The organism is Streptomyces sp. NPDC001507 (genome assembly GCF_042894765.1).
In the GTDB taxonomy this organism is placed as follows: Bacteria; Actinomycetota; Actinomycetes; order Streptomycetales; family Streptomycetaceae; genus Streptomyces.
On the sequence record NZ_JBIAVV010000011.1, the window covers coordinates 43,855 to 69,643 of the forward strand.

Sequence of the window (25,789 nt, forward strand, 5' to 3'; positions counted from 1 at the left end):
CATGTGCCGCATCTACGGAACCTTCAACGCCCGCACCGCACACCGCGAGCTGCGCACGGTCGCCGCCCTGCTGCACCACGGCGGCCCGGACGCCCAGTCGTTCACGGCCGGCACCGAGGCCGCCCACCCCGAGTGGGCGCTCGGCAACAACCGGCTGTCCATCATGGACCCCGAGGGCGGCGACCAGCCGTACCACCTCGACGGCGTCAGCGTCGTCTTCAACGGCGAGCTGTACAACCACGACGAGCTGCGCGCCCGCCTCACCCGGCACGGGTTCACCTTCACCGACCGCTGCGACGGCTCCGTCCTGCCCGCCCTCTACCACCTCTACGGCGACCGCTTCCCCGAGCACCTGGACGGCATGTACTCGGTCGCCGTCATGGACCTGCGCGAGGAGCCGAGGCTGGTCATCGCCACCGACGAGTCGGGCATGAAGCCGCTGTACCACACCTGGGACGCGGCCACCGGGCGCTTCCGGTTCGCCTCCGAGATACCGGCGCTGCTCGGCTTCGCCGGCGTCCCCGCCCACGAGGATCCGTTCGGTCTGGACGCCTACCTGGCCCTGAAGACGCCGTTCGGCGAGCGGACCATGTTCCAGGGCATCGACGTCCTGCCGCCGGCCGCGACCCTCGTGGTCACCCGGGAGCAGGGACCCCGGCTGCGTGTCCGGACCACCTCCGGGGCCGCCGATCCGCACAACCGCACCCTCGACGAGACCGGCGCCGAACTGTGTGCCCTGCTCGGCCGCGAGGTCTCCCGGCTGCTGGTCGCCGACGCCCCGGTGGCCGCGATCACCTCCGGCGGTCTGGACTCCAGCCTGGTCACCGCCCTGGCCGCCCGTGCCCATGCCGGACTGCACAGCTTCAACATCGCCTACGCCGGCGACTGGCCCTTCGACGAGCGGGCCTACGCCGCCGAGGTCGCCCGGGCCGCGGGCACCGTCCACCACCAGGTGGAGACCGACCCCGCGAGCTTCCCCGAGCTGCTGTCGGATGTCGTCTGGCACCTCGGCCAGCCCAACGCCGACCCGATCACCCTGAGCACCTTCTCCCTGTTCCGCGCCGTGCGCGACGCGGGCTTCAAGGTGGCCCTGACCGGCGACGCGGCCGACGAGCTCTTCGGCGGCTACGCCCGGATGACCGAGGCGGTCACGGCGCCCTGCGGCCCCGGCTGGGTCGACACCTATCTCGACCACCTCGCCGCCGTCCCCGCCGCGCTGCGCGCCCGCCTCTACACCGACGCCTACGCGGCCGCCGTCGCCGACCGGGGTCCCGCGCTCCCCGAGGACCTGCTCACCACGCTCCGGCACGGCCCCGGCACCCGGCTGCAGCGGCTGTGCGCGGTCGAGCAGCGCTACCGGCTGCCCGCCTACCACCTGCGCCGCGTCGACCACCTCAGCATGGCCAGCTCGGTGGAGGTACGGCTGCCGTTCTGCCAGCCCTCGGTCGTGCGGTACGCCACCACGCTGGCCGACGAGCACCGCATCACCGGCGGCGGGGTCAAGCGTGCCCTGTACGCGGCGGCCCGGGGACTGGTCCCCGACAGTGTGCTGAACCGGCCCAAGCAGCCGTTCACCCTGCCGATCACCGCCATGCTCCAGCCCGGCTCCGCCCTGTGGGACCTGGCCCGCGAGACCCTCGCGCCCGCCGTCCTGCGCGCCGACGGCCGGCTGCGGCCCGCGGCGATCGAAGATCTGTTCGCCGAACAGGCGGTCCGACCGTCCGACCGGGTCTCCCTCGCCCTGTGGTCCCTGATGACCCACCAGATGTGGCGGGACCAGTTCTTCGGCGGCTCCGCCCTGTCCGCCGCGGCACCACAGGAGGCACGGTGAACGCCACGATCATCCGGGCCCGCGCGGCCCACCTGGTGCGCGCCGAGGGCGCCCCGTGCCCCACGCTCGTCGTCGACGCGGGACAACTCCCGCAAGGCGACGAGGAGTTGCTGGAGGGACTGGCGCGGGTCCGCGACGGACTCGACACCGTGACCCGGCAGGCCGTACTGAAGAACGCCGTGATCCGCCCCTCCTCGCACCCGCTGTTCGACCTCGACTACTACTTCGTGCAGTCGCTGCCCGGCGGCCGCCACCGCTTCGACACCCGCGGCTCCTGCGGCCACTCGATCCTCGCCGCCGTCGAGGCCGCCGCCCGGGACGGGATGATCCCGCCGTTGGAGCCGGGCCGGCGCATCCGGGTCAACGTGCTCAACAACGGTGACCACGTGGTCTGCGAGGTCGACGAGACCGGCCCCGGCCGCACCCGGTTCACCGCGCACTTCCTGTGCACCCCGTCCCGCCCGGTCGGCGACCTGCTGATCACCGGGGAGCCGGTGACCTCCGTGCCGGTCGACGGACGGGCCGTCCCGGTGTCGCTGGTCGACATGGGCAACCCCTACGTCTTCGTCGGGGCCGGCGACCTCGGCGTACGCGACGCGCGGGAGTTGTTCGCCGCCGGGGACGAGCTGTTCGGCCTGCTGGGCAAGGTCCGGCTGGCGGTGTGCGAGCACATGGGCTGGGTCTCCTCCGGCGCGTTCCCGAAGATCGCCGCGCTGCTGCCCGGCCCGGACGGCGAACTCGCGGTCCGCGCGGTGTCCGTACCCTCCTGGCACCCCACCCTCGCCCTGACCGGCGCGATCTGCCTCGGCACCGCGGTGGGCATCGAGGGCACCCTGCCCTGGTCCCTGGCCCGCGCCGCCGGGCACGAGTCGGGACTGGTCCGGCTGCGCACCCCGGGCGGCCCGCTGCGGGTACGGGCCCGCATCACCGGCCCGGCCGACGCGCCGCGCCTCGGCTGGGTCTCCGTCGCCGACAAGTACGTCAGCCACGAGGCCACCGTGACGCCCCCTCTCGGCTCCTTCGACACCCCCGCCCCTTCACGCTCCGAGGACACGTCATGCCTGTCACTGCCCCTGTGAACCCGGCCGCCGGCACCCGGCCCCGTCCGGCCGACCTCACCGACGACCTGGCCGAACTGGCGCTCTGTGCCGAGGAGTCCGACCGCACCGGCGAACCCGACCTCGCCGCGGTCTCGGTGCTGCGCCGCACCGGGCTGCTCGGCCTCGCCGTCCCGCGCCGGTTGGGCGGGGCGGGCGCCGACGCGGTGGAACTCAACCGGCGCGTCGCTCAGGTCGCCGAGGTCAACGCCTCCGCCTCGATCATGCTGTTCCAGCACTACGCCGTCACCAGCCGCATCGTGGAACAGGGCACCGAGGCCCAGCACCGCGAGCTGCTCCCCAGGCTCGCCTCCGGTGAGTGGCTGGCCGCGTCCGCGTGGAGCGAGTCCGGCGCCGGGGCGAACAAGAAGAACCTCTCCACCACCGCCCGCCGCCTGCCCGCAGGCGACTGGCTGCTGGACGGCGCGAAGTCCTTCACCACCAGCGCCGGCATCGCCGACCTCTACCTCGTCCTCGCCCAGACCGGCGATCCCGACAACTCCGCCGCCCCCGACACCGGCTACGGCGCCGCAGGCCAGACGTTCTACCTCGTCCGCTCCGGCAACCCGGGCCTCAGGCCGGACACCTCGCTGCGGCTGACCGGGATGCGCGGCTCGGCCACCGGGTTCGTCTCGCTGCACGACTGCCGGGTGCCGGATGCCGACCGGCTCGGCCCGGTCGGGGCCGCCGCCTCGATCATCGCGCGGGTACGGGAGAGCGGCGCCACGCTCGGCGCGGTCGCCGTCGGCCTCGCCCAGGCGGCCCTGGACGCCGCCACCGACCAGGCGGCCCGCCGCGGTCTGCTGGCCCAGCAGTCGGTACGGCACCGGCTGGTCGACCTCACCACCCGGGTGGAGGCGGCCCGCGCGGTGGTGGAGCGCGCCGGACGCCGGGACGCGCCCGACCCGGGCATGACGACGCTGCACTCCAAGCTCTTCGCCTCGGTCTGCGCCGAGGAGGTGTGCGCGGAGGCCGCACGGATGCTGGGCTCCGCCGGTTACGTCGAGACACACCCCGTCAACCGCCACGGCCGCGACGCCCGTGCCGTGGCCCTCATGGGACCGACCAACGATCTGTGCAGGGAACTGGTGAGCATGTCATGGAACAGCTGATCGTCGAGGGCGGCCGTCTGGTCACCCCTGAAGGTGTGCGCGAGGGCACGGTCGTGGTCCGCGACGGCGAGGTGGCCGCCCTGCTCGGCCCGGACGCCCCGTTGCCCGAAGGGCCGCGCCTGAATGCCACGGGCCGGTACGTCCTGCCGGGCCTGATCGACTCCCACGTGCACTTCCGCACGCCGGGCCTGGAGTACAAGGAGGACTGGGAACACGGGAGCGCCGCGGCGCTGGCGGGGGGCGTCACGACGGTGATGGACATGCCCAACACGCGTCCGCCGGGGCTGGACGAGGACGCCCTGCGGGCCAAGGCGGAGCTGGTGGCGGGCCACGCGGGGGTGGATCACCGCTTCCACATTGGCGCGGACCCGGCCAATCCGGGCCTGCTGGCCGCCCTGGACCCCGAAGTGGCCACGTCCGCCAAGGTGTTCATGGCGGGCCACCACACGGCCCCGGTCGTCTTCCGTGACCGCGCGCAGCTGGACGCCGCCTTCGAGGCGGCGGCCCGCGGCGGCGTCCGGCTGGTCCTGCACGCCGAGGACCAGCGCGTCTTCGACCTGCTCGACTCCTGGCGCGGCGACCCGCACTCGTACGCCGAGTACGAGCCGCACCGCCCCCGCTCGGGCGCCATCGTCGCGGTGGCCCAGGTCGTCGAGCTGGTCCGCCGCCACGGCACCGCCGCGCATGTGCTGCACACCTCGTCGGCGGAGGAGATCGACCTGCTGGTCGCCGCCGCCCGCGAGGGGCTGCCGGTCACCTTCGAGGTCACCGGCCACCACCTCTCCTTCACCCACACCGACACCAGCCGCCGGGGCCCGCGCACCCGGCTCTCGCCCGCGATCCGGGGCGAGGCCGACCGGGAACGCCTGTGGCAGGCCGTCCTGAACGGCGAGGCGGCCACCGCCGGGAGCGACCACGCCCCGCACACGATCGAGGAGAAGAACCGCCCGCCGGCCGACGCACCACCCGGACTCCCCGGTGTGCAGGAGCTGGCCGTGTCGATCTGGACGGGCCTGCGCACCCGCGCCGTGCCCGCCGACGAGGCGGCCTGCCACCTGGCACGCCTGATGGGCAGCGGCCCGGCGGCCCTGTTCGAACTGCCCGGCAAGGGCCGCCTTGAGCCCGGCGCGGACGCCGACCTGGTGCTCTTCGACCCGGCCGAGCGGTGGCAGATGTCCGCGGCCGACGTGCGCTCCAAGTGCGGCTGGTCCGCGTACGAGGGCTGGACCTTCACCGGCCGGGTGGTCACGACGGTGCGGGCGGGCCGGATCGCATGGGAGGTCCGCACCGGCCTGCACACCCCCGCGGACGGCCGGTGGCTGCCGACCGCCCGACGGGTGGAGGCGATCCGATGAGTACCCCGCTGCTGACGGCGCTCCCCGCCGTCCGGGAGTCCGCAGACCCGGCGGACTTCCGGTCCGCGATGGCCGCGCTGGCGGCCCCGGTAACGGTGGTGACCTGCTACGACGAACTCGGCGCTCCGCGCGGGATGACGGTCAGCGCGGCCTGCTCGCTCTCCCTGGACCCACCGTTGTTCCTTCTCTGCCTGGACCGCCGCGCCGGCTCGCACGACGCCCTGGTCAACGCGCCGTTCTTCTGCGTCCACGTCCTGGGCCCCGGCGACGAGGACCTGGCGATGAGATTCGCGGGCCCGGCGGACCGCCGGTTCGCCGGCGCGCCCCTGCGGCCCGGGCCGGCCCCGGCACCCGCGCTGGCGGTCGGCCTTCGCCTGACCTGCGAGCAGTACGCAGTGCGGGACGGCGGCGACCACTCGATCCTGATCGGCCGGGTCACCGAGGTCGACGCCCCGTTGGGCGCCGGCGGTGGCCTCGTCTGGCACCAGCGCGCCTTCACCTCCTGACGCCCTTCGCCCCCTCGTACGCCGAATGCCCCGGTGACCGGCCACCGGGGCATTCGGCTTTCGCGACGGACTCAGCCGTACAGCTGCTGTACGAGGCAGGCGCGTTCGTGGGCGCTCTCCGCCGAGTCGGCCTCCAGGATGACCTGGCTACCGCGCTCGCCGTCGCCGGCGACGATGTGACGCACATACGGCAGCGCGCGTATCTCTTCCCGCCAGGCTTCCGAGAACCCGACCGAGGCCCCGAACCGCAGCGCCCGTACGGGCGCGACATCCCGCCCGGCGAGCACCTCGAAGGTGTCTGCGACGAGGTCACGCCTCGCGGCCACCCGCACCAGGCGGCGCACCGGTTCGTCCGCGACGACGGCCCCGCAGCCGGTGGTGACCGGCCCGTCCGGGGTGAGCACGACACGGGTGTGGGCGGGCCCGTACTGATACCCGGCCAGGTCGAGCAGCGAGGTGGCGGCCGACCGCAGTGTGGCAGCGGTGTCGCCGGCCAACGGCGCGGGATGCAGCAGGCCGTACGGCGTCTCGGCCGTGATACCGACCGTTCGGTGCATGCCGTGCACGCTGAGTGTGTCGACCCTGTACCGGTCGCCAGCCACGTCCTCGGCAATCCCCAGCCGGCACAGCCTGTTGTCGCGCACAAGCCGTCGTACGGCATCCGGATCAGCCAACAGCCGTACGGCGGCGGGTGGGTTGACGTGCAGGCCGGCCTCGGCGGCAGCGTCCAGGGCGTTGCCCAACGCTGCCTCGTCACCGAAGTCGGCGATCAGCACCCGCTCGGAGAGAGCGGCGAGTTCCTCTGGCGGACATCGGAGGGCGTCGCACAAGGACCAGACCCGGAACCCGGCCGCTCCGGCCGCCCGCACGAGCGCGACGGACGGGCCGACGATCAGGATCCGGCGGTGATGGGGCGATGTGTTCATGATCGCGAAGGCTTTCGACTGAGGACTTTCGACAGAGAATGGACTGAAAAACGTTGACCAGGGGGCCGCAGACAGAGGAGCGCCGTGCAACGACGGCACGGCCGGGCACGGACGGCTCTACCGTCCGTGCCCGGCCGTGGACCGGTGCCGCGATCGTGTCCGGAAAGGCGGAGGAACGCCGGCCGCCCAGGACCGGGTGCATGCGTCTCCATGGCGTTACGGGGCGCGTTGTCGGGCGTACGGGGCGTCAGGCGGCGAAGGACGGCGCGGTCCTCCGGGCGGCGGCCAGCGCGGCTCGCAGCAGACTCTCCAGCGCCGCAACGGTCTCGCGAGCCTTGAACTCGCCGTCCGCCGTGAGCAGTTCCTCGGCGTTGGCCACGGCCACGGGCGGGTGCTCGACGACCAGCGCACCGGAGTGCCCCAGCACCTCCGCAAGGCCCGGCTGCGCGTCCACGGCCCCGCGTGGACCGGGCGAGGCGCTGGTGAGGGCCACCGTCCGCCCGTCCAGGCAACTGTCGCCGTACGGCCGCGAGAGCCAGTCCAACGCGTTCTTGAGAACGCCGGGCGCCGCGCCGTTGTACGACGGGGTACTGATCACCAGGACGTCCGCGGCGGCGACACGGTTACGCATCCGCAACGCGGCCTCGGAACCGTTCGCCGCGTCCATGTCTTCGTCGTAGAAGGGCAGTTCGGCCGGGTGGACGACCGTGACACGGGCCCCTTCGAAGCGCTCGTCGACGATACGGCGCAGCGTGGCGACGACCGCGGAGTTGTACGAGCCGTCACGGACGCTGCCGGACATGAGCACGATCTCGGACATTGCACTGACCTCTCCCTCGGCTGAACATTGTCCCGGCCAGGTTAGGAATCCCCGTTCCCGGTCCGTTCCCGGTCTGACACCGGCCCCGGCGCGCGCGACATGCCGTGGTCAGGACGGGGATGGGTGGGGGTCGCCCCCGGCGTCCGGTACGGCCGTTGTGCCGGGCACCGCTACGCCGCCGGACGGTTCGGCGACGGACGGGGGCGGGGACGGCGACCTGGGGCGGGGGATCGCCGACCGCTGCGCGAGACGGATGGCACCGAGCACCAGAACGGCCCCGCACACTTGAACGAGCGACAGCGACTGGCCGAGGACCACGTAGCCCAGGGCCGTCGCGACCACGGGGCTTACGAAGCCGAGCAGCGACACGGTGAAGGCAGGCAGCCGCTCGATACCGCGGAACCACAGAGCGTAGGAGACGAGTGCGCCGATCACCGCCAGATAGGTGAAACCAAGCAGATTGAGGCCCGTCGGCCGAGGCGGCGGCCCTTCGACGACCAGGGACAGCGGCAGCAGGAACAGACCACCAGCGGTGAGCTGCCAGCCCGTGAACGCCAGCAGCCCGACACCCTCCGGACGCCCCCACCGCTTGCCCAGGACGATGCCGGCGGCCATGCTCGTGGTCGCCGCCAACTCCGCGAGCACGCCGACGGTGTCGAGCCTCGCCTGCGCGCTGAGGACCAGCAGGCCCACGCCGACCGTGCCGAGGGCACAGGCGGCCCAGTCGCCGAGGCGGGCCCGCTCGCGCAGCAGCACGAAGGCGAGCAGGATCACGATCATGGGCTGCACCGAGCCGATGATCGCGGCGAGCCCGCCGGGCAGCCGGTAGGCGGCCACGAACAGCAGGCTGAAGAAGGCCCCGATGTTGAGGAGCCCGAGGGTGACCGCGCGACCGATCCAGGTGCCGTGCGGAAGGCGCCGGGTGATCGCCACCAGGACCAGTCCGGCGGGCAGGGCCCGGACGGCGGCGGCCAGCAGAGGGCGGCCAGGCGGCAGAAGTTCGGTGGTGACGAGGTACGTGCTGCCCCAGACGGCGGGAGCGACGGCGGCCGACACAACGTCGGCCGCCTGTGCCCGGCCAAGCGACGCGATAGATGTCATGGTTTGACCAACTCAGGTCCGTGTGCCAGCACATCTCGTACCAGTGCGTCGAACCTGCCGTACACGGCGTGCGCGCCGGCCTCGACGAGTGTCGCGGCGCTCGCCACGCCGGTGGTGACGGCGAGCGCCCGCATCCCGGCTCCGCGCGCCATCCTCATGTCGTCGCCGCTGTCGCCGACGACCGTGCAGCCCGCCGGCGGCACGGTCAGCGCCTCCGCCGCGTACAGGGCGAGGTCGGGGTGGGGCTTGCCGCGGTCGACCATGTCGTGGCAGGCGACCACGGTGAAGAACCCGTCCAGGCCGGCGGCCCGCAGCAGCGGTTCGGTGCTCGCCAGCACCTTGCTGGTGGCAAGGGCGAGCACCATCCCGGCCTCCCGAGCCAGGGTGAGTCCCTCGACGACGCCGGGCAGGACGATGTCGCGGGCCTGGGGCAGCACGGTGGCGGCGAACGCCTCACGGTAGCGGGCGACCGCCTCGTTGACGACCGGGGCCGCGGCGTCCCGGCCGAGAAGCGAGGCCACGGAAGTGTCCAGCGGTTTGCCGACCGTGGCCCGCACCGCGTCCATCCCGACGGCGCATCCGGCGACATCGCGCAGGACGGAGTGCAGCGTGCGGGTGATGGCACCCGGGGTGTCGAGGAGCGTGCCGTCGAGGTCGAGCAGCAATGCCCCGGTCATGACGTCTCCTCCTCGCCGGATGCCGACAGAGCGACGGCGAGTTCGCCCGCGAGGGCGGCGGTGGAGATGAGCACGGCACGGTTGGCGGCGGCACTGGCACCCGCGGTGGCGGCGCTGACCGCCTTCATCAGGAAGGGGGTGATCGCCGGACCCGTGATCCCCTGCGCGTCCGCCTGCGCGAGTGCGTCGGTGATGGCCCCCTCGACGTACTCGGAGTCGAGCGCGTCGGCCTCCGTGATCGGGTGGGTCACCAGAGCGCCCACCTGGGTGCCGGTTGCCCAGTGCGCGTCCAGTGCCCGCACCAGCAGCGGAAGTTCGTCGATCCGCTGCGGATTGCGGTGGCCACTGGAGCGGCAGTAGAAGGCGGGGAAGTCGTCGCAGCGGTAACCGATTACCGGCACACACTGCGTTTCGAGGTACTCCAGCGTCAGACCGAGGTCCAGAATGCTCTTGGCACCCGCGCACACCACGGCGACCGGGCTGCGGGTGAACTGGACGAGGTCGGCGGAGATGTCGAAGGTCTCGCCCGCACTGCGGTGCACGCCTCCGACACCTGCCGTGGAGAACACCCGGATTCCCGCGAGGGAGGCGGCGACCAGCGACGACGCCACCGTGGTCGCGCCGAGCCCGCCGCCGGCCAGGACCACCCCGATGTCCCGGCTCGACACCTTGGGAATGCCCTTGGTGGTACCGAACCGCTCCAGGTCCGACTCGCTCATGCCGACGGTGAAACGGCCATCGGCCAGGCCGATGGTGGCGGGCACGGCGCCTGCGTCGCGCACCGCCTTCTCGATCGCCGTCGCCGTCTCCACGTTGCCGGGGTAGGGCAGGCCGTGGGCGATGACGGTGGACTCCAGTGCCACGACGGGAAGCCGGTCGGCGAGGGCGGCCCGGACCTCCTCACTGACACGTAGCAACGGGTGCATGGGTTCCTCCACGGGGTATCGCAAGGGCATGAGGTATCGCACGGGCCGGATGGCCGGCTGCGGATGGGGACGCGTCATTTCCCGGCGTCGGGGAACGTGCGGCGGGGCCGGCCGTCGGCCGCGGAAGGCTCCTGCCTGCGAGCGGCGGCGAGGACCGTGAGGAGAAAGCTTTCCAGTGCGGTGACGACCTGCGGGTGGGCGAATTCGCCCTCGACGCAGGTGCCGGCTCCGCCGAACCGCTCGGAGACTGTGCGGCGGAGTGTGGCGACGACCGCCGAATACGCGGAAGCCCACCACAGGCTGCCGGAGACGCACACGATCTCGGTCACGTGAGGACTCCCCTTCGCACGGTGTCTGTTCCACTCGGCCGGAACCTGCCCGTGCAGGCTAGGAAGGGGCGATACCGATCCGGTCCCGCCTGGTTCCCCGCACCCTCCGGCATAGCGGACCCCGGCGCTCGCGGCGAGCCATGCGCCGTGGAGGGCGTCGGGACGGGCCCGGTGACGGGCGATCACCCGCGTGAACCACGCGGCGTCGTTAAGCGCTTGCCGCGCCGGGCATGCGAGCCGGCCGGTCCGAGAGCGGAGCCCGTTCACTCTGGCACTCGGCCCGGCACGCTGCGGAGCCGTGCCCACAGCGTGCCCGTAAGAGCGGACAACCACGGCCAACAGCGGTGTAGACCAGCTTTTCGCGAGGCGGCCGCTACGCCACATATACGCAGGTCAGCGATCACATGACCTTCCAAGCGCCGTCGCTTCCCAAGCTGAGAGCGCGAGTTCGATTCTCGTCACCCGCTCCGGCAGGAACCCCCGGGTCGTGGACCCGGGGGTTCTTTGTTGTCTAGACCAGTGGGTGGGTGCCGCACCTCGGTGTGGTGCTTCGCACGCTCGGTGCGCACCATCCCGTCCAGCCCGGCGGCGGCCTTCCGTTGCGTGTCCGGTGTGACGTGGCCGGAGTCGGGCGCGCGGCGCTGCTCGCGGCGAGGAAGGTTCGGCGGTGCGTGTCTTCGGCTTCGGGGTCGGCGGTGTGGCGCTGCGGGACTTCGCCCATCGCGACGCCCACCGCCCACGGACGTCCCGCGGGCGGAGGGCTCCTTCGTGAGGTGCGGGCGGCGGTTCAGCCGATGGTTGCGATGCCGTCGGTGGTGACGGTCGGGCGGCCCGCGGTGCCCACCACGACGATCTTCAGGGTGTGCTTGGCGGAGGCCGACCAGGTCTTGGTCCAGATCGCCTGGCGGTAGAGGGTCGTGGAGGACTTCAGGTCCACCGTGGTGACCTTGGTGCCGTCGACGTAGATGTACGCCTGGCCCGAGGTGGCGGCCCGCGAGACGATCCAGGCCACCGAGCGTCCGGTGAAGGTCCAGCTGATCGAGGCCTTGGCGGCCGAGGAACCGTAGGAGTACCCGCCCAGGTAGCTGGTGCTGCTCTTGCGCGTCCAGGTGCCGGTCCGGGTGGTTGAGGTCTCCTGGACGATGCTCGGCGTCCGCTGGACGGAGGCGCCGGCGGCGTTGCCGGCCACGTCGTACGCCTTCAGGGCGAACAGGTCGGACGTGCCGGGCTTGGCACTGGCCGACCAGGAGGTCACCGTCGGGCCGAAGGTGGCCGCGGACGGCGAGGTCGACGTGACTTTGGCGAGTGCCGCGTTGTCGGCGGCCTTCCAGGTCACCGAGACCGGGACGGAGGTGGAGTTCACCGTGCCGGTGCGCAGCTGCACGCCGGGAGCGGTCGGGAAGGTGGGCGCGGTGGTGTCGCCGACCAGGGTGACCGAGCCGGACAGCGTGGTCGCCCCTCGGACGTGGGTGGCGCGCACCTGGACGGTGTGGCTGCCGGAGGCGACCGTGACCGAGGCGGAGCGGGCGGAGCCGGAGGTGTGGGCCACCGCCTTGCCGTCGACCAGGACGTCGAAGCCGGAGATCACCGCGGACGGCGTGGCGGTCGTCCAGCTCACCGTGGCCGCGCCCTTGGTGTAGTAGTTCGTCCCGGACTTGGCCGCCCCGCCGGACATCCCGGTGACGGAGACCGCGCCGACCGGGCCTGCCGCGTAGGAGCGGATCGTGCTCAGGGCGTTGTAGAGCTGGTTGCCGGGGCAGTCGGTGGCATAGCCGTTGCGGTGCCCGGATATCGCGTTGAAGGGGTAGCTCTTGCCCAGGGTGAAGCCGTAGCTGTCGGAGGCGCCCTCGGGCAGGGACGCGGTACCGGTGCCCGGGTTCACGCCGGTCATGCCGAACTTCCAGGCCGCGATGCGGGCGATGGAGGCCAGCATCGCCTGGCTCGGCGCGGCCCCGGTGAAGGTGCTGGCCTTGGAGTCGCCGCCGCTGAGGTCGGTGTACGTGCCGATGGCGGCCACGCCCATGCTGTTGGTGTTGAACCCGTAGGTCTGGGCGCCGACGACGGGGAGCGCCATTCCTCCGAAGCGGCCCTCGAAGATGGTGCCGCACTTGTCGACGAGGAAGTTGTAACCCAGGTCGCGCCAGCCCTGGTTGAGGTGCTCGGCGTAGATGCCGCGCACGATCGCCGGGGAGTCGGCGCAGGAGTAGTTGTTGGTGGTGTCCGTGTGGTGGACGAACATCACCTTCACCGCCGAGCCGTACGACGGGTAACCCGACTCCCGCGCGCACTCGTCGGCGCCCCAGCCGGCCCGGGTCACCACGGGGGGCGGTGCCACCGTCGAGACGGTCGCGGCCGGCATCGGGTCCGGCGGGGTCGCCGACGGGGCGGCGGAGGAGGTCGTGCAGGACGGGTACGCCTCGGCCGTCGTCGGAAGCTGGCTGGGCCAGGCCGTCGGGGACCCACTCGGCGAGGACGACGCGGAGGTCCCGGTGGACGGGGTGGACGGGGTGGACGGGGCGGTGGAGGTGGGGTCCGTGGCCGTGGAGGTGTCCGTGGGCGACGCGGAGTCCGTCGCGGTCGCGGTGTCCGAGGCACCGGTGCCCGTGGTGGGCGTCGCGGTGTCGGTCGGGGCGGAGCTGTCCGTCGGCGAGGCGGTGCCGGTGACCGGCGGGGCGGCGGTGTCGGTGGCCGTCGCATCCATGGCGTAGCCCGCCAGACCCATGCCGGAGTCCGGTGTCCCGTCGGTGGCGGGCTTGCCCGGATCGACCAGGTCCACCCGCAGCCCGGCGGGCAGCGTGGCGGTCCTGCCCGCGCCGGTCGCGCGGACCTGGATTCCGTTCGACGGTCCCGCCCACAGCGGGGACATCCCGCCGCGCACACCGGGACGGTTCAGCTCAGCGGCGTCGGGGAGGTCGTCCGGCTGCTGCATCTTCAGCCACTGGGTCCAGTGACCGTCGGCGGCGGAACGGGTCCGCACCTCCACCGTGCCGCGCAGCTCGGCGTGCGCACCGTTCCAGGTGACACCGACCATGCTGAACGGAGCCGTGGACCGGGCCCCCAGCGTCTTGAGTGACGCACCGGTTCCGGTCAGGGACAGTGAGTGGACATGCGTCTTGATCGGTCCCTGCGCGGCCGGCGCTCCACGGCCTGGTGAGCCGGCCATGGCGACGGTCGCCACGACCACGCCGCCACTGGCCACGACCGCCCCCAACGCCACCCACGTCCGCTTCTTCGGACCGGATATCTCCGGACCGGATCTCTTCGGACCAGATCGACGGCGACCGTGCCGAACGCTGTGTTCAGTTCTCATGCCCCACCCTGAAGCCCCGTTGTCGTTGTCATCAGCCATCACAGGGCACAGCCGTCACGGGAGTGCCCTGACATACCAGCGCGCCCGGACGACCAGATGTCACCTTCCCGAGCCCGGCAGGAAGGATCGCACGCCGACGGCGGCTTTCGCGGCCTTGCACACCGGAAAGCGTGAGGAGCGGACCCCGGTTCAGGCGGGGACCCGCGGAGGGCGGTCCTCGCCGGACGTCTCCGCAGCCGTCGGTGCCCGCAGGGTGCCGTAGCGCTCCATGCGCTGCCACCGCAACCGCGAACCCGCCACGGCGGTGAAGACGGACTGGATGACCACCAGATACATCAGTTGGCGGTAGACGAACTGCTGCAGCGGCAGGCTCCACAACGGGCCGGGGCGTTCTCCGTCCAGGCGGAACGCGTACAGGCCCATGAGCAATTGCAGGAGCAGGAAGGCGAGCCAGAGGACGGTGATCCGCAACGGGTCGAGGAAGACCAGGCCGTAGAGCGCGAAGACGTCGACCACGGGGGCGAGCAGTGGCAGCAGGACCTGGAAGAGGAGGAGGTAGGCCAGGCCCCGGCGGCCGAGGCGGCCTGCGGCGCCGCCCTGCACCAGCGCGCCACGGTGCTTCCACATCGCCTGCAGTGTGCCGTAGCACCAGCGGTACCGCTGCCGCCACAGGGCGCCCAGGGATGCGGGCGCCTCGGTCCAGGCCACCGCCCCTTCCTCGTACACGACGCGCCAGCCGGCCCGGCACAGCGCCATGGTGAGGTCGGTGTCCTCGGCGAGGGTGACGTCGCTGACCCCGCCGAGCGCGAGCAGGGCCCGGCGCCGGAACGCCCCGACCGCGCCGGGCACGGTCGGCATGCACTCGGCGAGGTCGAAGAGGCGGCGGTCGAGGTTGAAGCCGACCACGTACTCGATGTGCTGCCAACGGCCCAGCAGTCCGCCCCGGTTGACGACCTTCGCGTTACCGGAGACGGCACCCACAGCGGGGTCGGCGAAGGGCTGCACGATCGTGCGGACGGCGTCGGGTTCGAAGACGGTGTCACCGTCGACCATGACCACCAGCTCGCAGGTGGCAGCGGCCAGGCCGGTGTTGAGCGCGGCGGGCTTGCCCGCGTTCCGCTGTCGGATCACCCGCACACCCGGCAGCCGCAGGGACTCGACGAGATCGGCGGTGCCGTCGGTGGAGCCGTCGTCCACCACGATGATCTCCACCGGGTGGTCCGAGGCGACCAGGGAGCGCACGGCCGCCTCGATTCCGGCGCTCTCGTTGTACGCCGGGACGATGACGCTGACCGGTTCGGTCACCGGCGGTCCCCACGGCCTGGCCCGGCGCCCGGTCCGCAGCCGGCGGTGCCGGCGGGCCGCGACCAGTACGACGGCCGCGCGCAGCACGCTGACCGCCCCGGCCGCGTACATCAGCACGCCGAGCAGCCGGATGGTCCCGTCGCCGAGTTGCAGCATCTTGATGAGGGCGACGCCTTGGAGGTGGTCGCCCAGCCCGGCCGTCCGGACGGGATCGGTCATGCCGACCGCGGCGCCGACCGTCGTGAACCGGAAGCCCTGTGCCTTGAGCCGGGGGATGAGGGTGTCCAGGGCGGCGGCGGTCTGGGAGCGGTCGCCTCCGGCGTCGTGCATCAGCACGATCTGCCCGGCCTTGCCGTGCGGTGTCGCGTTCGCGAGGACGCGGGCGGTGCCGGGGCGCTGCCAGTCCTCGGCGTCCAGGGTGGAGAGCACGGTGACGTACCCGGCCGTGTCGGCCTGCTTCAGGACGGACCAGTCGGCGTCGTCCAGCGCGTCGTTCTCCGAGGAGTACGGCGGCCTGAGCAGCGCGGTGGTGACGCCGGCCGCGCCGGCCACCGCGAGCTGGGTCTCGCGCAGCTCCAGGGAGCGCTGCCACGGGGCGAGGCGGGAGAGGTCGGGGTGGGTGAAGGTGTGGATGCCGATCTGGTGGCCCTCGGCGACGATCCGGCGGACCAGCTCCGGGTGGGCGACGACCTGGGTGCCGACGACGAAGAAGGTCGCGTGCACGTGGTTGCGGCGCAGGACGTCGAGGATGCGCGGGGTCCAGACCGGGTCGGGGCCGTCGTCGAAGGTGAGGGCGATGGTACGGGTCTTCGGGCGGGCGGTGTGCGGGGAGCCGGCGGCGCCCGCGATCACGGGGCCGCCGCGGGCGACCTGGCCGGGTACCGCGTCGGCACGGCCGGGGGGACCGGTCACGTCGTCCGATGTGATCCCGAACATGTGGTGGGTGTAGCCCTGCAGCAGGAGGGCCGCGGACAGGGTCACCACGAGCACGCACAGCAGCAGCCAGTGGGTGCGGGGGGTGACTCGGCGGGTGCGGCCGCGGAGGCGGGGCACGGCGGTGGGGCGGGGCACCGCGGTGCGGGGCCGGTGATCGGTCGGATCTGTCACGTCGGGGCCTGGGTCACTTCGCGGGCTTGTGGGACGCGGCGTTGGCACGCCCCTTGGCGGAGGGTGCTTCGGTGCCGGTGGCACCGGTACTGGCAGCGGCGCTGGTGGTGGGAGTCGCGGTCGTGGTCGGGGCGGCGGTCCCGGCGGGCGGCGCGGTGGTGGCGGACGTGGCCGCGGGGGTGGTCGCGGCCGCCTGCCCGCCGGTCCGGCCGGAGGCCGTCCGCGGCGCGGTGGGACGCGCGTCCTGGTCCGCCGCGCCGGAGTCCGTGCTCCGCGCCGGGTGACCGTGATCCTTGCCGGCGGGGGAGCCGGGTGTGGTCGCGCGGGGCGGCGTGGCCGGATGCGTTGTGTCGGGCAGCGGGACGAACGGCGCGCTGATGGTGGGGCCGCCCAGCAACGCGCTGACCAGCAGGGCGACATAGACGCCCGCGGGGATCAACAGCAGTCGTGCGGCACGCCGCACGCGCCGCTGGCGGCGCCCCGAGGCGTCCACGAAGACGGGGCGCGCCGGATCGTTCTCCGGCGTGTCCGGCTCCGGTACGGGACGGCCGGACTCGTCGCGGTCCGTCGGCAGCACGGTGATGACGTCACCGTGCGGAGAGTCCCACTCCGCCCCGGCGAGGCGGTCCGGCCCGGCGACGAGCACCGGTGCACCGGCGGCCCAGGGCTCCGGCTCCGCCGTGGCCGTCTCGGCGGCAGTGCCGCCGGTGGCCTCGTGACCGTGGGCATACCCGTACCCGTACCCGTACCCGCGGCTGGTGGGCGGCTCCTCGCCGTACCCTGCGCCGCCGTCGCCCGTCCACTGCACGAGTCCCGCCTCCCTCCAAGCCGACCGACGTGGTCGTCCGCATGGAGAGAGCGCAGCAGGCCGAAACTGTTACACCTCCCACCCCGCACAGCCACAAGTCCGCCTCCGGGTGTCCGCAGGTCCCGCCTCGCGGCGCTTCCTCGCCGTCCCGGATCGCGACTCCTCACGCCTGGGAAGGGCACTTCACCACCGCTTCCCCCCACTGGGCCGCGTGCGCGTAGAAGGCCCGCAGTTCCCGGTGCGTCATGGCGAACGCGCGGGACGTCTCGGGCTCCGCGGTCGTCCCGCCGTAGCCGGGCAGCAGCCGGTCCCGGGCGAGGTCCCACAGCGCGTCGAAGTCGGAGCGCTCCAGGAATCCGGCCACCCGGCGGGTCTGGGCCGCCGTGAGGACCAGCAACGGCGGCTCGCGCCGGTCGGTGCGGAGCACGGGGCGGCCGCCGAGCACCACCTGGGCCTGCGGCCCGCCCGGCGCGTCCGGCGGTGCGCCGGCGTAGATGCGCTCCTGGTTCGGACAGCACACGTCCAGGACCTCCTCGGGGCACCGGCCGGCCCGGTGCTGGAGGGACTCCGCATCGCTCGCGAAAAGCCGCTCCAGCCAAGCCGGACTGTTGCGCAGTGCCGGAGCCGGCACCGCTCGCAGACGGAGGTACGTACTCATGACATAGGGAGCGCACCAGAGCGCCGAAGCATCACGCGCCCCAACGGCGCCGGGGACGGAGCGACCGCCCGTCGCAGGTCTGTCCGGTCCTCTCCGCGCCGCTCACCGGGGGAGTCGTGAACGGTGCGGAGAGGGGTCCGGGGGGGCGGGGCAGCGGCGCCGTCACCGGTGAGGATCGCTGCTGCCGGTGCGGACGGCACCGGTTCCGCTGCGTCGCGGTCGCGTCTGCCGAATCCCGCGGCTGAGCGCTGGGAGACGGGTGATACCGGACAGCGCTCCTGAGCGTTGTGACGTTTCTGTGGGAGCGCACGCTGGTTGTCGTGGGGCCGTCGGTGCGATCGGAGCGCGGCGGACGGTGGGAAATCGGTTGTGATCCGTGCGAACGAGGGCAATCTTGGGCCAGGTGCGGCAGACCCGGCGCGTACAGGAGTACGACGGGGAGCTGGGGGCGGCGGTCGTGCGCGCCCAGGACGGCGACGAGGGCGCCTTCGCGGTCCTCTACCGGATCGTGCAGCCGGGCCTTCTGGGCTACCTGCGGGGTGTCGTCGGTGACGACGCGGAGGACGTGGCGTCCGACGCCTGGCTGGAGATAGCCCGCGACCTCGGGCGGTTCAAGGGGGACGGCGCGGGCTTTCGCGGCTGGACCGCGACCATCGCCCGGCACCGGGCACTGGATCACCTGCGTCGGCGGCGGGTGCGGCCCCAGGCCGGCGGTACCGACCAGGACGTACTGGATCTGGCCGGCCCGCACAACACGCATGAGCAGGCCCTTGAGTCCCTCTCCACGCGGTGGGCTCTGGAGTTGATCCGCGGGCTGCCGCGGGACCAGTCCGAGGCCGTGCTGCTGCGGGTCGTGGTCGGTCTGGACGGTCCGTCCGCCGCGCGCGTCCTCGGCAAGCGGCCGGGTGCGGTGCGCACGGCCGCCCACCGGGGCCTGAAGCGCCTTGCCCGTCAGCTCGGGACCGGCGGCGAGGCGGAGGAGAGTGTGACGGATGTGGCTTCCCGCGCGCTGGGGGAGTCGACATGAACGACAACCGCGACAAGATCGGCAGGCAGGCATCGGAGCCGGCACAGGGGACGAATCGAAGCGGTCGGACAGGAACGGAAACGGACATGGGTGAACAGCTGAGCGGCGACGGGGTGGGGGGCCGTCGACGTGTGCGGCCCGGCGGCACCCTGTCGGATCCTCGGGACGCGGGTGACGACACGGCGCTGGAGGCGGCACTGGCCGCAGCCGTCCGTGCGGACGATCGCGGGCCCCAGGGCGAGCGGCAGGCCGTGGCCGCGTTCCGGGCCGCCCACGCGGCGGGCGCCTATCGCGCACGTACCCGGCGCCGGGACGACTGGCGGCCGGCAGCCGAGCGGCGGGTGCGGCGCCCGGTCAGGCTGACGTTCGGCGCGGTCTTCGCCAGCCTCGCCCTGGGTGGTGTGGCGGTCGCGGCCATCGGTTCCGTCGGCTCCTCCACCGAGGGCGCCGGACACGGCCGGGGAACGCCGAACCCCTCGGCGACCGCCCCGAACCGGCCGGGCGGTGCGGCCTCGGCACCGCCGTCCGGCGAGGCTCGGCCGACGGACCGGCCCGCCACCGCCCAGGACACCGAAGCCCACTGCCGCGCCTACGACCAGGTCCAGGGCCATGGCAAGGCGCTCGACGCGACGGCCTGGCAACGGCTGATCGCGGCAGCCGGCGGTACCGACAAGGTGGCTGCCTACTGCGCCGAACAGCTGGCAGCCACGACGGCCAAGCCGAGCCGCTCGACCGGTTCGGGCAAGTCCGGCAGGAGCGCCGGGAAGTCCGCCGCCACAGCAGGCACCACCGCCACCGCCGCTGCCGGCAACGGCCGGGCGAACGGCGGCCAGGGCAACGGCAAGAACAAGTAGCCGCCGAGACGGGGGAAGAGACTCTCCCGAGCCGAGAGCGCACGTCAGAGTGGCGTCACCCGGTTCGATGCGCATCGACGGCGCACCGTTCGGGAGCCGCAGGCGCCCAGGCGACCGGCGCGTGGAAGCGACAACGCAGACGCGTTCCCCGTCTCCCGCCCGGCGCCGTGCCCTTGGCGTGCCTGTACCACCCGCTCTTTTCGCAGCCCCAGGCCAGTGACCTGGGGCGTCTTGCTGGCCGGATTTCTTGTCGACTCCGCGCCCCGGGACGCCTCGAGAAAGAGGGCGTGGGGCGTGAGTCAGGACACGCCCTTGTAGCTCTGCCAGCCGGTGGCGAGTTTGGTGCGGCCGCCGAAGGAGCCCTTGCCGTTGCCGTTGTTGCGGTAGAGGGCACCGGAGGTGTCGCGGGAGACGAGGTCGGCCCTGCCGTCGCCGGTGATGTCGCCCACGCCGACGATGACGTTGTACGAGGCCCCCCAGTCGTTGAAGACCTTCACCCGGCTCTTGAACCTGCCCGTCGCGGTGCCGTCGTAGCGCCACAGCCCGTTCGACTTGTCCTGCGCCAGCAGGTCGCCGTGGCCGTCGCCGTCGAGGTCGCCGGCACCCACGATCTTCTTGTAGCCCGTCCACTTGGAGGCGATCTTCGTCCGCGCCGACAGCTTGCCCGCGCTCGTCGCCTTGTAGAGGTAGATGTCTCCGGTGGAAGCCTGGCGGGCGATCAGGTCCGCACGGCCGTCACCGGTGACGTCGCCGGGCGAGGTCAGTACGTCGTACTGCGTCCAGCCGCTGGTGCCCAGCGAGGTGTAGGCCGTCGACGGGGTCACCGCCGCCCCGCACGCGGGCCGGTAGGCGCGCAGCGCACCGCCGGCGTAGCGCACGAGGACGTCGTTGCACCGGTCGCCGTCGAGGTCGCCGTACGGCACGAACTTCGCGCTCGTCGGCCAGCCGGAGCCCGTCTTCTTGGCGGTCAGCGTCCCGGTGCCGGTGCCGTACTGGTACGTCAGCGCGCCCGAGCCGTCGAGGGTGAGCACCTCGCCGAAGCCGTCCGCGGTGGCGAAGTCCCGTCGGACCGGGGTCGCGCCGGTGACCTTGAGCGTGCCGGTCCTGGTGAGGGCCGCGCCCTGGCCGTCGGCCGGGGTGGCGGTGAGCGTCCAGGCGTAGGCGCCGTCGGCGACGAGCCTGCCGGCCGTGTCCTTGCCGTTCCAGGAGGTCTGGAGCGCGCCCGGTGCCGTACCGCCGGAGAGGGTGCGGACGGTCGTACCGGTTGCCTTGTTCTTGAGGGTGAGCGTCCAGGACGCGACCTGCTTCGACAGCCACCAACGCGGCTTCCAGGCCGCGCTCTTGACGTCGGCCGAACCCGCGACGGCGGAGTCGAGCTGCGACAGTGCCGAGACGGGGACGCCGCTGGGCACCACATGGGTGTTCGCCCCGGCGTCGACGTACGCGATCAGGCCGGTGTACGGGTCGACGTCCCAGGGCTGCCCGCCCGAGAGGGTGGCCACCGAGTGCGTCACCGGTGTGGCACCGCGGACGTCGGTCACCTTCAGCTCGCCGCCGGCGCTGGTGACGACGAAGCCGTCGCCGAGCTTGGCGGTCTCCCAGGCGCCCTGCGTGAGGGTGGTCTTCGTCCGGGTGACGGTGTCGTAGACGCCCTGGCTCTCGCCCGAGCCGACGCACGACCACAGCAGCAGGCGTCCCACGGCCTGGAGGTCCTCCAGCAGGCAGTTCCGGCCGAACCACACCGATTCGCCGCGCTTGCCGGTGCGGACGTCGACCGGCGCGGCGCTGTCGTTGCCGTCCGCCACCCACAGGGTGGTGCCCCACAGCGCCTTGCCGTGCGTAGCCGAGGTGAGCACCGTGGAGCCGGTGTCGAGGTCGACCACCCGCGTCTGCGAACCGGCCGACTCCGTGTACTCGGTGGCCATCGCGACGTGCCGGCCCTTGGCGTCCCACACCCGTACATAGCTGTGCTGCGGGTCGATCGCCGTACCGGGCAGGGTGCCCGCCGGCTGGACGACCCGGGGGACGCGGTCGTCGCCCGAGAGGTACGAGTTCCAGACGACCGTACGACCGTCCCCGGTGCCCACGAGGTTGGGCGCGGAGGCGGTGACGAGGCCGTGGGAGGTGCGGGGGCCGACGGTGAGGGTGTCACCGGTGGCGCCGGTCGTCCGGCTGTACATGGAGGTGCGGCCGGTCTCGCGGTGCTGTTCCGTCACCGTCAACCGGCCGTTGTCCAGGGTGAGTTCGGGTACCGGGTCGGCCACCGGGTTCAGCACGGAGGAGGCGACCTTCTCGGCGACGGGGGTGCCGTCGGTGCCCGCGCGGACCAGGTTCACCCCGAAGTCGGCGGTGTCGGCTCCGCCGCCGGGCACGAGGAGCCCGCCGTCGGGGGTGGGGACGGCGAGGGCGAGGCTCTCCGAGCGGGCCAGCACGGTCCTGGTCGTCGAGCCGTCGGGGGCGAGCGCGTCGACCCGCCAGACGGGCAGACTGCCGTCCTTGGCGCCCAGCGAGGAGTCGTAGCGGGAGACCAGGAGCTGGTCGCCGACCATGCCCAGCAGATGGGTCGCGTTGTCGTTCTCAAGCGGCACGGTACGGACGGCCGTGGTCAGGTCGGCGCGGGAGTAGACGGAGACGGTGTCGACGCCGTCCCACGCCACCAGGTGCGTGGGGGTGAGGACCACCCGCCCGGTCGTGGTGACGGTCGGGTTGTACGGCAGCTCGACGAACGTGCCCTTGTCGGCGTCTATCCAGCCGCTGTGGGTCCTGCTGCCCGTCCAGTACTGCACGACCGTGCCGTGGGTGTCGGCCACGGGCGAGTCGCCGGTGCTCACCGAGGAGACGTCGGCCGGGACGCCGGACACCGCGCGGTCGCCCACCGTGCCGTCGTCCTGGAGGTCGAGCAGGTGCCAGGTGAGCCGGTCGGCCGTCCAGGCGGTCGTGACGACGGTCCGCCCGAGCGTTCCCTGGTAGGTGTGGCCCTCGGGGAGCGTGAGCGTCGTGACCGCGCCCCCGGCCCCCATGTCCCGCAGCGTCACGGTCCGTGTGCTGCCGGCGTAGCGGGCGACCACGTCCGAGCCGGCGCCGAACTCCGGCATGCCCCAGACCTCGTCGGCCGACGCGTCCACCACCGTGTCCGCGCCCGTGTAGGTGGTCCACACACGGCCACGGCCGGGTTCATGGCGCAGGAACCCCGAGGGTCCGGCGCTGAACAGCGCGGTCCGCGGCAGCAGGGATGTCTGCGCCGGGATGACCACCTCGGAGGCGTCGGCCGCATGGACCTCGGCTGTCAGCGGGCCGAGGCTCATGGCCAGGGTCAGCGAGGTGGCGACGGCCAGACCGCCATGGATGAGGGCACGTCTGCCCACTTGGTTCCTCCACGGGGGTGAAAAGCGAGGACACTTGCATGATCAGGACTCGCCAACGGGCCACAAGGTTGCGGTCGGGGAAGACCGGGAACACGTCGGCTCCACGTCGCCCTGGAGTACGCCACGTAACCCTTCGTGCAGCGGCGCCGCTTCGTTCCCCGACGACACCTCCGTGATGCCCCAGCCGGGACCACTCGTGTGCAGCAGCAACGTCACTTCGACAGCCGGCCTCCGCACAAGGCCCATGCGCGGTGGCACCGTCGGCAGCGCCGCCCTCTCCCCGTCCGGGTTTCCCTGACCTCGGTGTGTCCGAAAGGACGGGAAGCCTCTGCGGTCCCCGCCGGGCTGCGTGCTCTCTCATCGGTTGCCGCCGAGTGTCCGGCAATGCCGCGCCGTTCAGCCCTGTACGGCGAAGGATTCGATGTAGGCCAGGGCGCCGTACAGTGCGTCGCGTAGCGGGGTGCTGTCCTCGGCCGCCTGGTCCAGGAGGGCTCCGCCCTGGAATGCGGCGGTGAGCAGGTGGGCGAGCGCGGCCGGGTCGGCTTCCGGCCGCAGTTCGCCGCGCTCGCGCATCTTGCTCAAGCCGCGCCTGAACAGCGCCTGCCACCGTTCGAAGCCGTCGGCCACCGCGTCCCGGTGGGAGGGTTCGGCCTTGACTACTTCGGCGGCCAGGGAGCCGAACGTGCAGCCGCCGCGCAGCATGTCCTGCGAGGCGATATAGGAGTCGGCCCACTGATGGAGGGCGGCGAAACTGTCCAGCTCGCCCAGCTCCGGCGCCTGGTGGCGGGCGACGATGTTGTCGGCCTGCCAGGCGAGCACCGCGCGGACCAGGGCCTCTTTGGTGGGGAAGTGGCGCGTGAGCTGTGAGCCGCTGACTCCGGCGGCCTCGCGGATCTGCTCGTTGTTGGTGTTCTGGGCGCCGTTTTCGTAGATCAGTTCCGCTGCTGCCGCGATGATGCGCTCGCGCGTGGCCAGACCCTTGGGGGTCAGCTTCCGAGCCGGCACTTCGCTGCTTGCGGTCATGCGGATGACCTTAGCATCAAAATGGGCTTGACAGCCTCTTTTTCTGGGTGTCTCATCAGGTCGAGCCCAAAAAAGGGCTGGCAAGCCCATTTTCGTGCGAGGGGCGGACCTCATGTCCACACAGGCTTCACTACAGGCAGCCGCGACACCGACAAGGCCCGCCGGTGCGGCTCCGGCTGTCACCGACGGGGGTCACCCGCGCCGCTGGAGCATCATGGCGGTGCTGGGCGCCGTCGCCTTCATGGCGCAGCTCGACTTCTTCGTCGTCAACGTCGCCCTCGACGGGATCGGCCGGTCGTTTCCGGGCGCGGGCGTCGCGAGCGTGTCGTGGGTGCTGTCGGCCTACGCGGTCGTCTTCGCGGCCGTGCTGGTGCCCGCGGGCCGCATGGCGGACCAGTGGGGGCGACGGAAGATGCTGCTGTCCGGAGTGGCGCTGTTCACCCTCACCTCCGCCGTCGCGGCCGCCGCACCCAGTCTCGGCGTACTGGTCGCCGCCCGCGCCTTCCAGGCCGTCGGCGCGGCGATGATCGTGCCGACCTCGCTCGGCCTGCTCTACCCGAGCTTCCCCGAACGCCGGCACACCCTGGTGGTCGGCCTGTGGGCGGGCGTGGGCGCGATCGCGGCCTCGGCGGGCCCGCCCGTCGGTGGTCTCCTCGTCACCCTCGACTGGCGGTGGATCTTCCTGATCAACGTTCCCGTCGGCATCGCCACTCTCGTCGCCGGCGCACTGCTGCTGCCCGAGGTGCGCCGGCCCCAGGGCGCCGCCCTGCCGGACCCGGTCTCCGCCCTCGCACTGCTGCTGGCCGTGAGCCTCCTGGTGCTCGCCACCGTCCAGGGACCCGGGTGGGGCTGGACCGACCTCCGGACCCTGGCCCTGTTCGTCGCGGCCGCCCTGGCCGGGGCCGCGACCGTCGAGCGGACCCTGCGCGCCAAGGCGCCGGTGATCGAGAAGCAGCTGTTCGCCGGCAGGCCGTTCACCATCGCCACCCTGGCCCTGTTCCTGTTCTCCGCCGGCTTCGCCATCGTCCTGCTCAGCACCGCCCTGTTCATGCAGGAGGTCTGGCACTTCAGCCCGCTGCGCGCGGGCGTCTCCATCGCCCCGGCCCCCCTGGCCTCGATCGCCTTCGCGATGAACGCCGGCCCCCTCCAGCGCCGCTTCGGACGTACCGCCCCCGCTGTGACCGGCACGCTGGCCATGGCGCTCGCCGCCGGGTACTGGCTGGCGGCCGTGCACACCGCCCCGGACTACTGGGGCGGCATGTTCCCGGGCCTGATCCTGGTCGGCCTGGCCGGCGGTCTGGCCCAGGCACCGCTGTTCGCCGCCGCAGGCACCCTCGCCTCCGAACGCGCCACCACCGGCAGCGCCGTACTCAGCATGAGCCGGCAGATCGGCAGTGCCGTGGGCGTGGCCCTGCTCGTCGCCCTCACCCCCCAGGCCACGACCACCGGCTTCGACCACGCCTGGTGGGTCCAGGCCGGTGCCGGGATCGCCGCGGCCACCGCGCTGCTCGCCCTCCGGCCCCGCCGCACCCCCTGACCACAGGGCCGGGCGCGCAACCACCGCCCTGTGCCGGGCGGGCATCGCACCGCCTCACTCATCTTCTGCGGCACCCGCGCGCAGGACTGACGCTGGAGCTTCCACCAGCTCCCTC

At 72.8% G+C, this 25,789-nt stretch carries 20 protein-coding genes; 8 read left to right on the plus strand and 12 right to left on the minus strand.

Translation table 11 applies throughout. From position 1 onward, the window contains the following. Window position 1 precedes the first annotated feature (1 nt). Genes asnB through ACFY0K_RS32290 form a run of 5 tightly spaced genes read left to right on the plus strand, consistent with a single transcriptional unit; the run spans window position 2 to window position 5,901 of the window. Window positions 2–1,831: an asparagine synthase (glutamine-hydrolyzing) gene (asnB, locus tag ACFY0K_RS32270; RefSeq protein ID WP_390642771.1), complete on the plus strand. Its 1,830-nt coding sequence runs from the start codon at window positions 2–4 to the stop codon at window positions 1,829–1,831. Then, a complete protein-coding gene (locus ACFY0K_RS32275; protein ID WP_390642772.1) occupies window positions 1,828–2,910 on the plus strand; it encodes a PrpF domain-containing protein in 1,083 nt (360 codons plus the stop codon). Before asnB ends, ACFY0K_RS32275 begins: the two co-directional genes overlap by 4 nt. Then, window positions 2,889–4,040, plus strand: a complete 1,152-nt coding sequence (locus ACFY0K_RS32280) for an acyl-CoA dehydrogenase family protein (protein WP_390642773.1) — start codon at window positions 2,889–2,891, stop codon at window positions 4,038–4,040. The genes ACFY0K_RS32275 and ACFY0K_RS32280 overlap by 22 nt, the downstream gene beginning before the upstream one ends. Then, on the plus strand, window positions 4,028–5,395 hold the full coding sequence (locus tag ACFY0K_RS32285) for a dihydroorotase family protein (RefSeq protein ID WP_390642774.1): 1,368 nt from the start codon (window positions 4,028–4,030) through the stop codon (window positions 5,393–5,395). The genes ACFY0K_RS32280 and ACFY0K_RS32285 overlap by 13 nt, the downstream gene beginning before the upstream one ends. After that, window positions 5,392–5,901, plus strand: a complete 510-nt coding sequence (locus ACFY0K_RS32290; protein ID WP_390642775.1) for a flavin reductase family protein — start codon at window positions 5,392–5,394, stop codon at window positions 5,899–5,901. Before ACFY0K_RS32285 ends, ACFY0K_RS32290 begins: the two co-directional genes overlap by 4 nt. Window positions 5,902–5,972: 71 nt before the next feature. Here the strand turns inward: ACFY0K_RS32290 and ACFY0K_RS32295 are convergent, their stop codons facing one another. From ACFY0K_RS32295 to ACFY0K_RS32340, 10 genes are all read right to left on the minus strand, one after another. Beyond that, window positions 5,973–6,827, minus strand: coding sequence for a hypothetical protein (locus tag ACFY0K_RS32295; RefSeq protein ID WP_390642776.1), 855 nt, complete (start codon window positions 6,825–6,827; stop codon window positions 5,973–5,975). A 247-nt stretch (window positions 6,828–7,074) separates the two neighbouring features. After that, the gene (locus tag ACFY0K_RS32300) at window positions 7,075–7,647 is read right to left on the minus strand and encodes an NADPH-dependent FMN reductase (RefSeq protein WP_390642777.1); all 573 of its coding nucleotides are present in this window, start codon (window positions 7,645–7,647) and stop codon (window positions 7,075–7,077) included. 108 nt (window positions 7,648–7,755) lie between these two features. Then, on the minus strand, window positions 7,756–8,748 hold the full coding sequence (locus tag ACFY0K_RS32305) for an EamA family transporter (protein ID WP_390642778.1): 993 nt from the start codon (window positions 8,746–8,748) through the stop codon (window positions 7,756–7,758). Then, complete coding sequence (locus ACFY0K_RS32310; RefSeq protein ID WP_390642779.1) at window positions 8,745–9,425, minus strand: HAD family hydrolase; 681 nt, start codon at window positions 9,423–9,425, stop codon at window positions 8,745–8,747. The genes ACFY0K_RS32305 and ACFY0K_RS32310 overlap by 4 nt, the downstream gene beginning before the upstream one ends. Next, window positions 9,422–10,351 (minus strand): pseudouridine-5'-phosphate glycosidase, encoded by a 930-nt coding sequence (locus ACFY0K_RS32315; protein ID WP_390642780.1) that lies wholly within the window; start codon window positions 10,349–10,351, stop codon window positions 9,422–9,424. The genes ACFY0K_RS32310 and ACFY0K_RS32315 overlap by 4 nt, the downstream gene beginning before the upstream one ends. 74 nt (window positions 10,352–10,425) lie before the next feature. Next, complete coding sequence (locus tag ACFY0K_RS32320; RefSeq protein WP_390642781.1) at window positions 10,426–10,680, minus strand: hypothetical protein; 255 nt, start codon at window positions 10,678–10,680, stop codon at window positions 10,426–10,428. A 787-nt stretch (window positions 10,681–11,467) separates the two neighbouring features. After that, window positions 11,468–13,897: an N-acetylmuramoyl-L-alanine amidase gene (locus ACFY0K_RS32325; RefSeq protein ID WP_390642782.1), complete on the minus strand. Its 2,430-nt coding sequence runs from the start codon at window positions 13,895–13,897 to the stop codon at window positions 11,468–11,470. Between the two features lie 282 nt (window positions 13,898–14,179). Continuing rightward, window positions 14,180–16,402 carry a bifunctional polysaccharide deacetylase/glycosyltransferase family 2 protein gene (locus ACFY0K_RS32330; RefSeq protein WP_390642783.1) on the minus strand — a complete coding sequence of 741 codons (2,223 nt, stop codon included), beginning with the start codon at window positions 16,400–16,402 and terminating at the stop codon, window positions 14,180–14,182. Window positions 16,403–16,415: 13 nt separating this feature from the next. Next, on the minus strand, window positions 16,416–17,210 hold the full coding sequence (locus tag ACFY0K_RS32335) for a hypothetical protein (RefSeq protein WP_390642784.1): 795 nt from the start codon (window positions 17,208–17,210) through the stop codon (window positions 16,416–16,418). A gap of 163 nt (window positions 17,211–17,373) precedes the next feature. Continuing rightward, window positions 17,374–17,868: a DUF1877 family protein gene (locus tag ACFY0K_RS32340; protein WP_390642785.1), complete on the minus strand. Its 495-nt coding sequence runs from the start codon at window positions 17,866–17,868 to the stop codon at window positions 17,374–17,376. Window positions 17,869–18,262: 394 nt separating this feature from the next. On the opposite strand from ACFY0K_RS32340, the gene ACFY0K_RS32345 reads away from it, so the two are divergent. Together ACFY0K_RS32345 and ACFY0K_RS32350 are read left to right on the plus strand one after the other, a co-directional pair. After that, window positions 18,263–18,895, plus strand: a complete 633-nt coding sequence (locus ACFY0K_RS32345) for an RNA polymerase sigma factor (protein ID WP_390643059.1) — start codon at window positions 18,263–18,265, stop codon at window positions 18,893–18,895. A gap of 86 nt (window positions 18,896–18,981) precedes the next feature. Next, complete coding sequence (locus tag ACFY0K_RS32350; protein ID WP_390642786.1) at window positions 18,982–19,749, plus strand: hypothetical protein; 768 nt, start codon at window positions 18,982–18,984, stop codon at window positions 19,747–19,749. 299 nt (window positions 19,750–20,048) lie between these two features. On the opposite strand, the gene ACFY0K_RS32355 is transcribed toward ACFY0K_RS32350, so the two are convergent. Together ACFY0K_RS32355 and ACFY0K_RS32360 are read right to left on the minus strand one after the other, a co-directional pair. Further along, window positions 20,049–23,114 (minus strand): FG-GAP-like repeat-containing protein, encoded by a 3,066-nt coding sequence (locus tag ACFY0K_RS32355; RefSeq protein ID WP_390642787.1) that lies wholly within the window; start codon window positions 23,112–23,114, stop codon window positions 20,049–20,051. A gap of 396 nt (window positions 23,115–23,510) precedes the next feature. Continuing rightward, complete coding sequence (locus ACFY0K_RS32360; RefSeq protein WP_390642788.1) at window positions 23,511–24,137, minus strand: TetR/AcrR family transcriptional regulator; 627 nt, start codon at window positions 24,135–24,137, stop codon at window positions 23,511–23,513. Between the two features lie 214 nt (window positions 24,138–24,351). Between ACFY0K_RS32360 and ACFY0K_RS32365 the strand changes: the two genes are divergently transcribed. Then, window positions 24,352–25,674 carry an MFS transporter gene (locus tag ACFY0K_RS32365; protein ID WP_390642789.1) on the plus strand — a complete coding sequence of 441 codons (1,323 nt, stop codon included), beginning with the start codon at window positions 24,352–24,354 and terminating at the stop codon, window positions 25,672–25,674. Window positions 25,675–25,789 lie beyond the last annotated feature (115 nt).

Coding starts and splice junctions, on each gene's coding strand:
- ACFY0K_RS32280 (WP_390642773.1), top strand. CDS start 2,889: ATGCCTGTCACTGCCCCTGTGAACCCGGCCGCCGGCACCCGGCCCCGT.
- ACFY0K_RS32365 (WP_390642789.1), top strand. CDS start 24,352: ATGGCGGTGCTGGGCGCCGTCGCCTTCATGGCGCAGCTCGACTTCTTC.
- ACFY0K_RS32360 (WP_390642788.1), bottom strand. CDS start 24,137: ATGACCGCAAGCAGCGAAGTGCCGGCTCGGAAGCTGACCCCCAAGGGT.
- ACFY0K_RS32285 (WP_390642774.1), top strand. CDS start 4,028: ATGGAACAGCTGATCGTCGAGGGCGGCCGTCTGGTCACCCCTGAAGGT.
- ACFY0K_RS32305 (WP_390642778.1), bottom strand. CDS start 8,748: ATGACATCTATCGCGTCGCTTGGCCGGGCACAGGCGGCCGACGTTGTG.
- asnB (WP_390642771.1), top strand. CDS start 2: ATGTGCCGCATCTACGGAACCTTCAACGCCCGCACCGCACACCGCGAG.
- ACFY0K_RS32300 (WP_390642777.1), bottom strand. CDS start 7,647: ATGTCCGAGATCGTGCTCATGTCCGGCAGCGTCCGTGACGGCTCGTAC.
- ACFY0K_RS32290 (WP_390642775.1), top strand. CDS start 5,392: ATGAGTACCCCGCTGCTGACGGCGCTCCCCGCCGTCCGGGAGTCCGCA.
- ACFY0K_RS32295 (WP_390642776.1), bottom strand. CDS start 6,827: ATGAACACATCGCCCCATCACCGCCGGATCCTGATCGTCGGCCCGTCC.
- ACFY0K_RS32340 (WP_390642785.1), bottom strand. CDS start 17,868: ATGAGTACGTACCTCCGTCTGCGAGCGGTGCCGGCTCCGGCACTGCGC.
- ACFY0K_RS32310 (WP_390642779.1), bottom strand. CDS start 9,425: ATGACCGGGGCATTGCTGCTCGACCTCGACGGCACGCTCCTCGACACC.
- ACFY0K_RS32350 (WP_390642786.1), top strand. CDS start 18,982: ATGGGTGAACAGCTGAGCGGCGACGGGGTGGGGGGCCGTCGACGTGTG.
- ACFY0K_RS32315 (WP_390642780.1), bottom strand. CDS start 10,351: ATGCACCCGTTGCTACGTGTCAGTGAGGAGGTCCGGGCCGCCCTCGCC.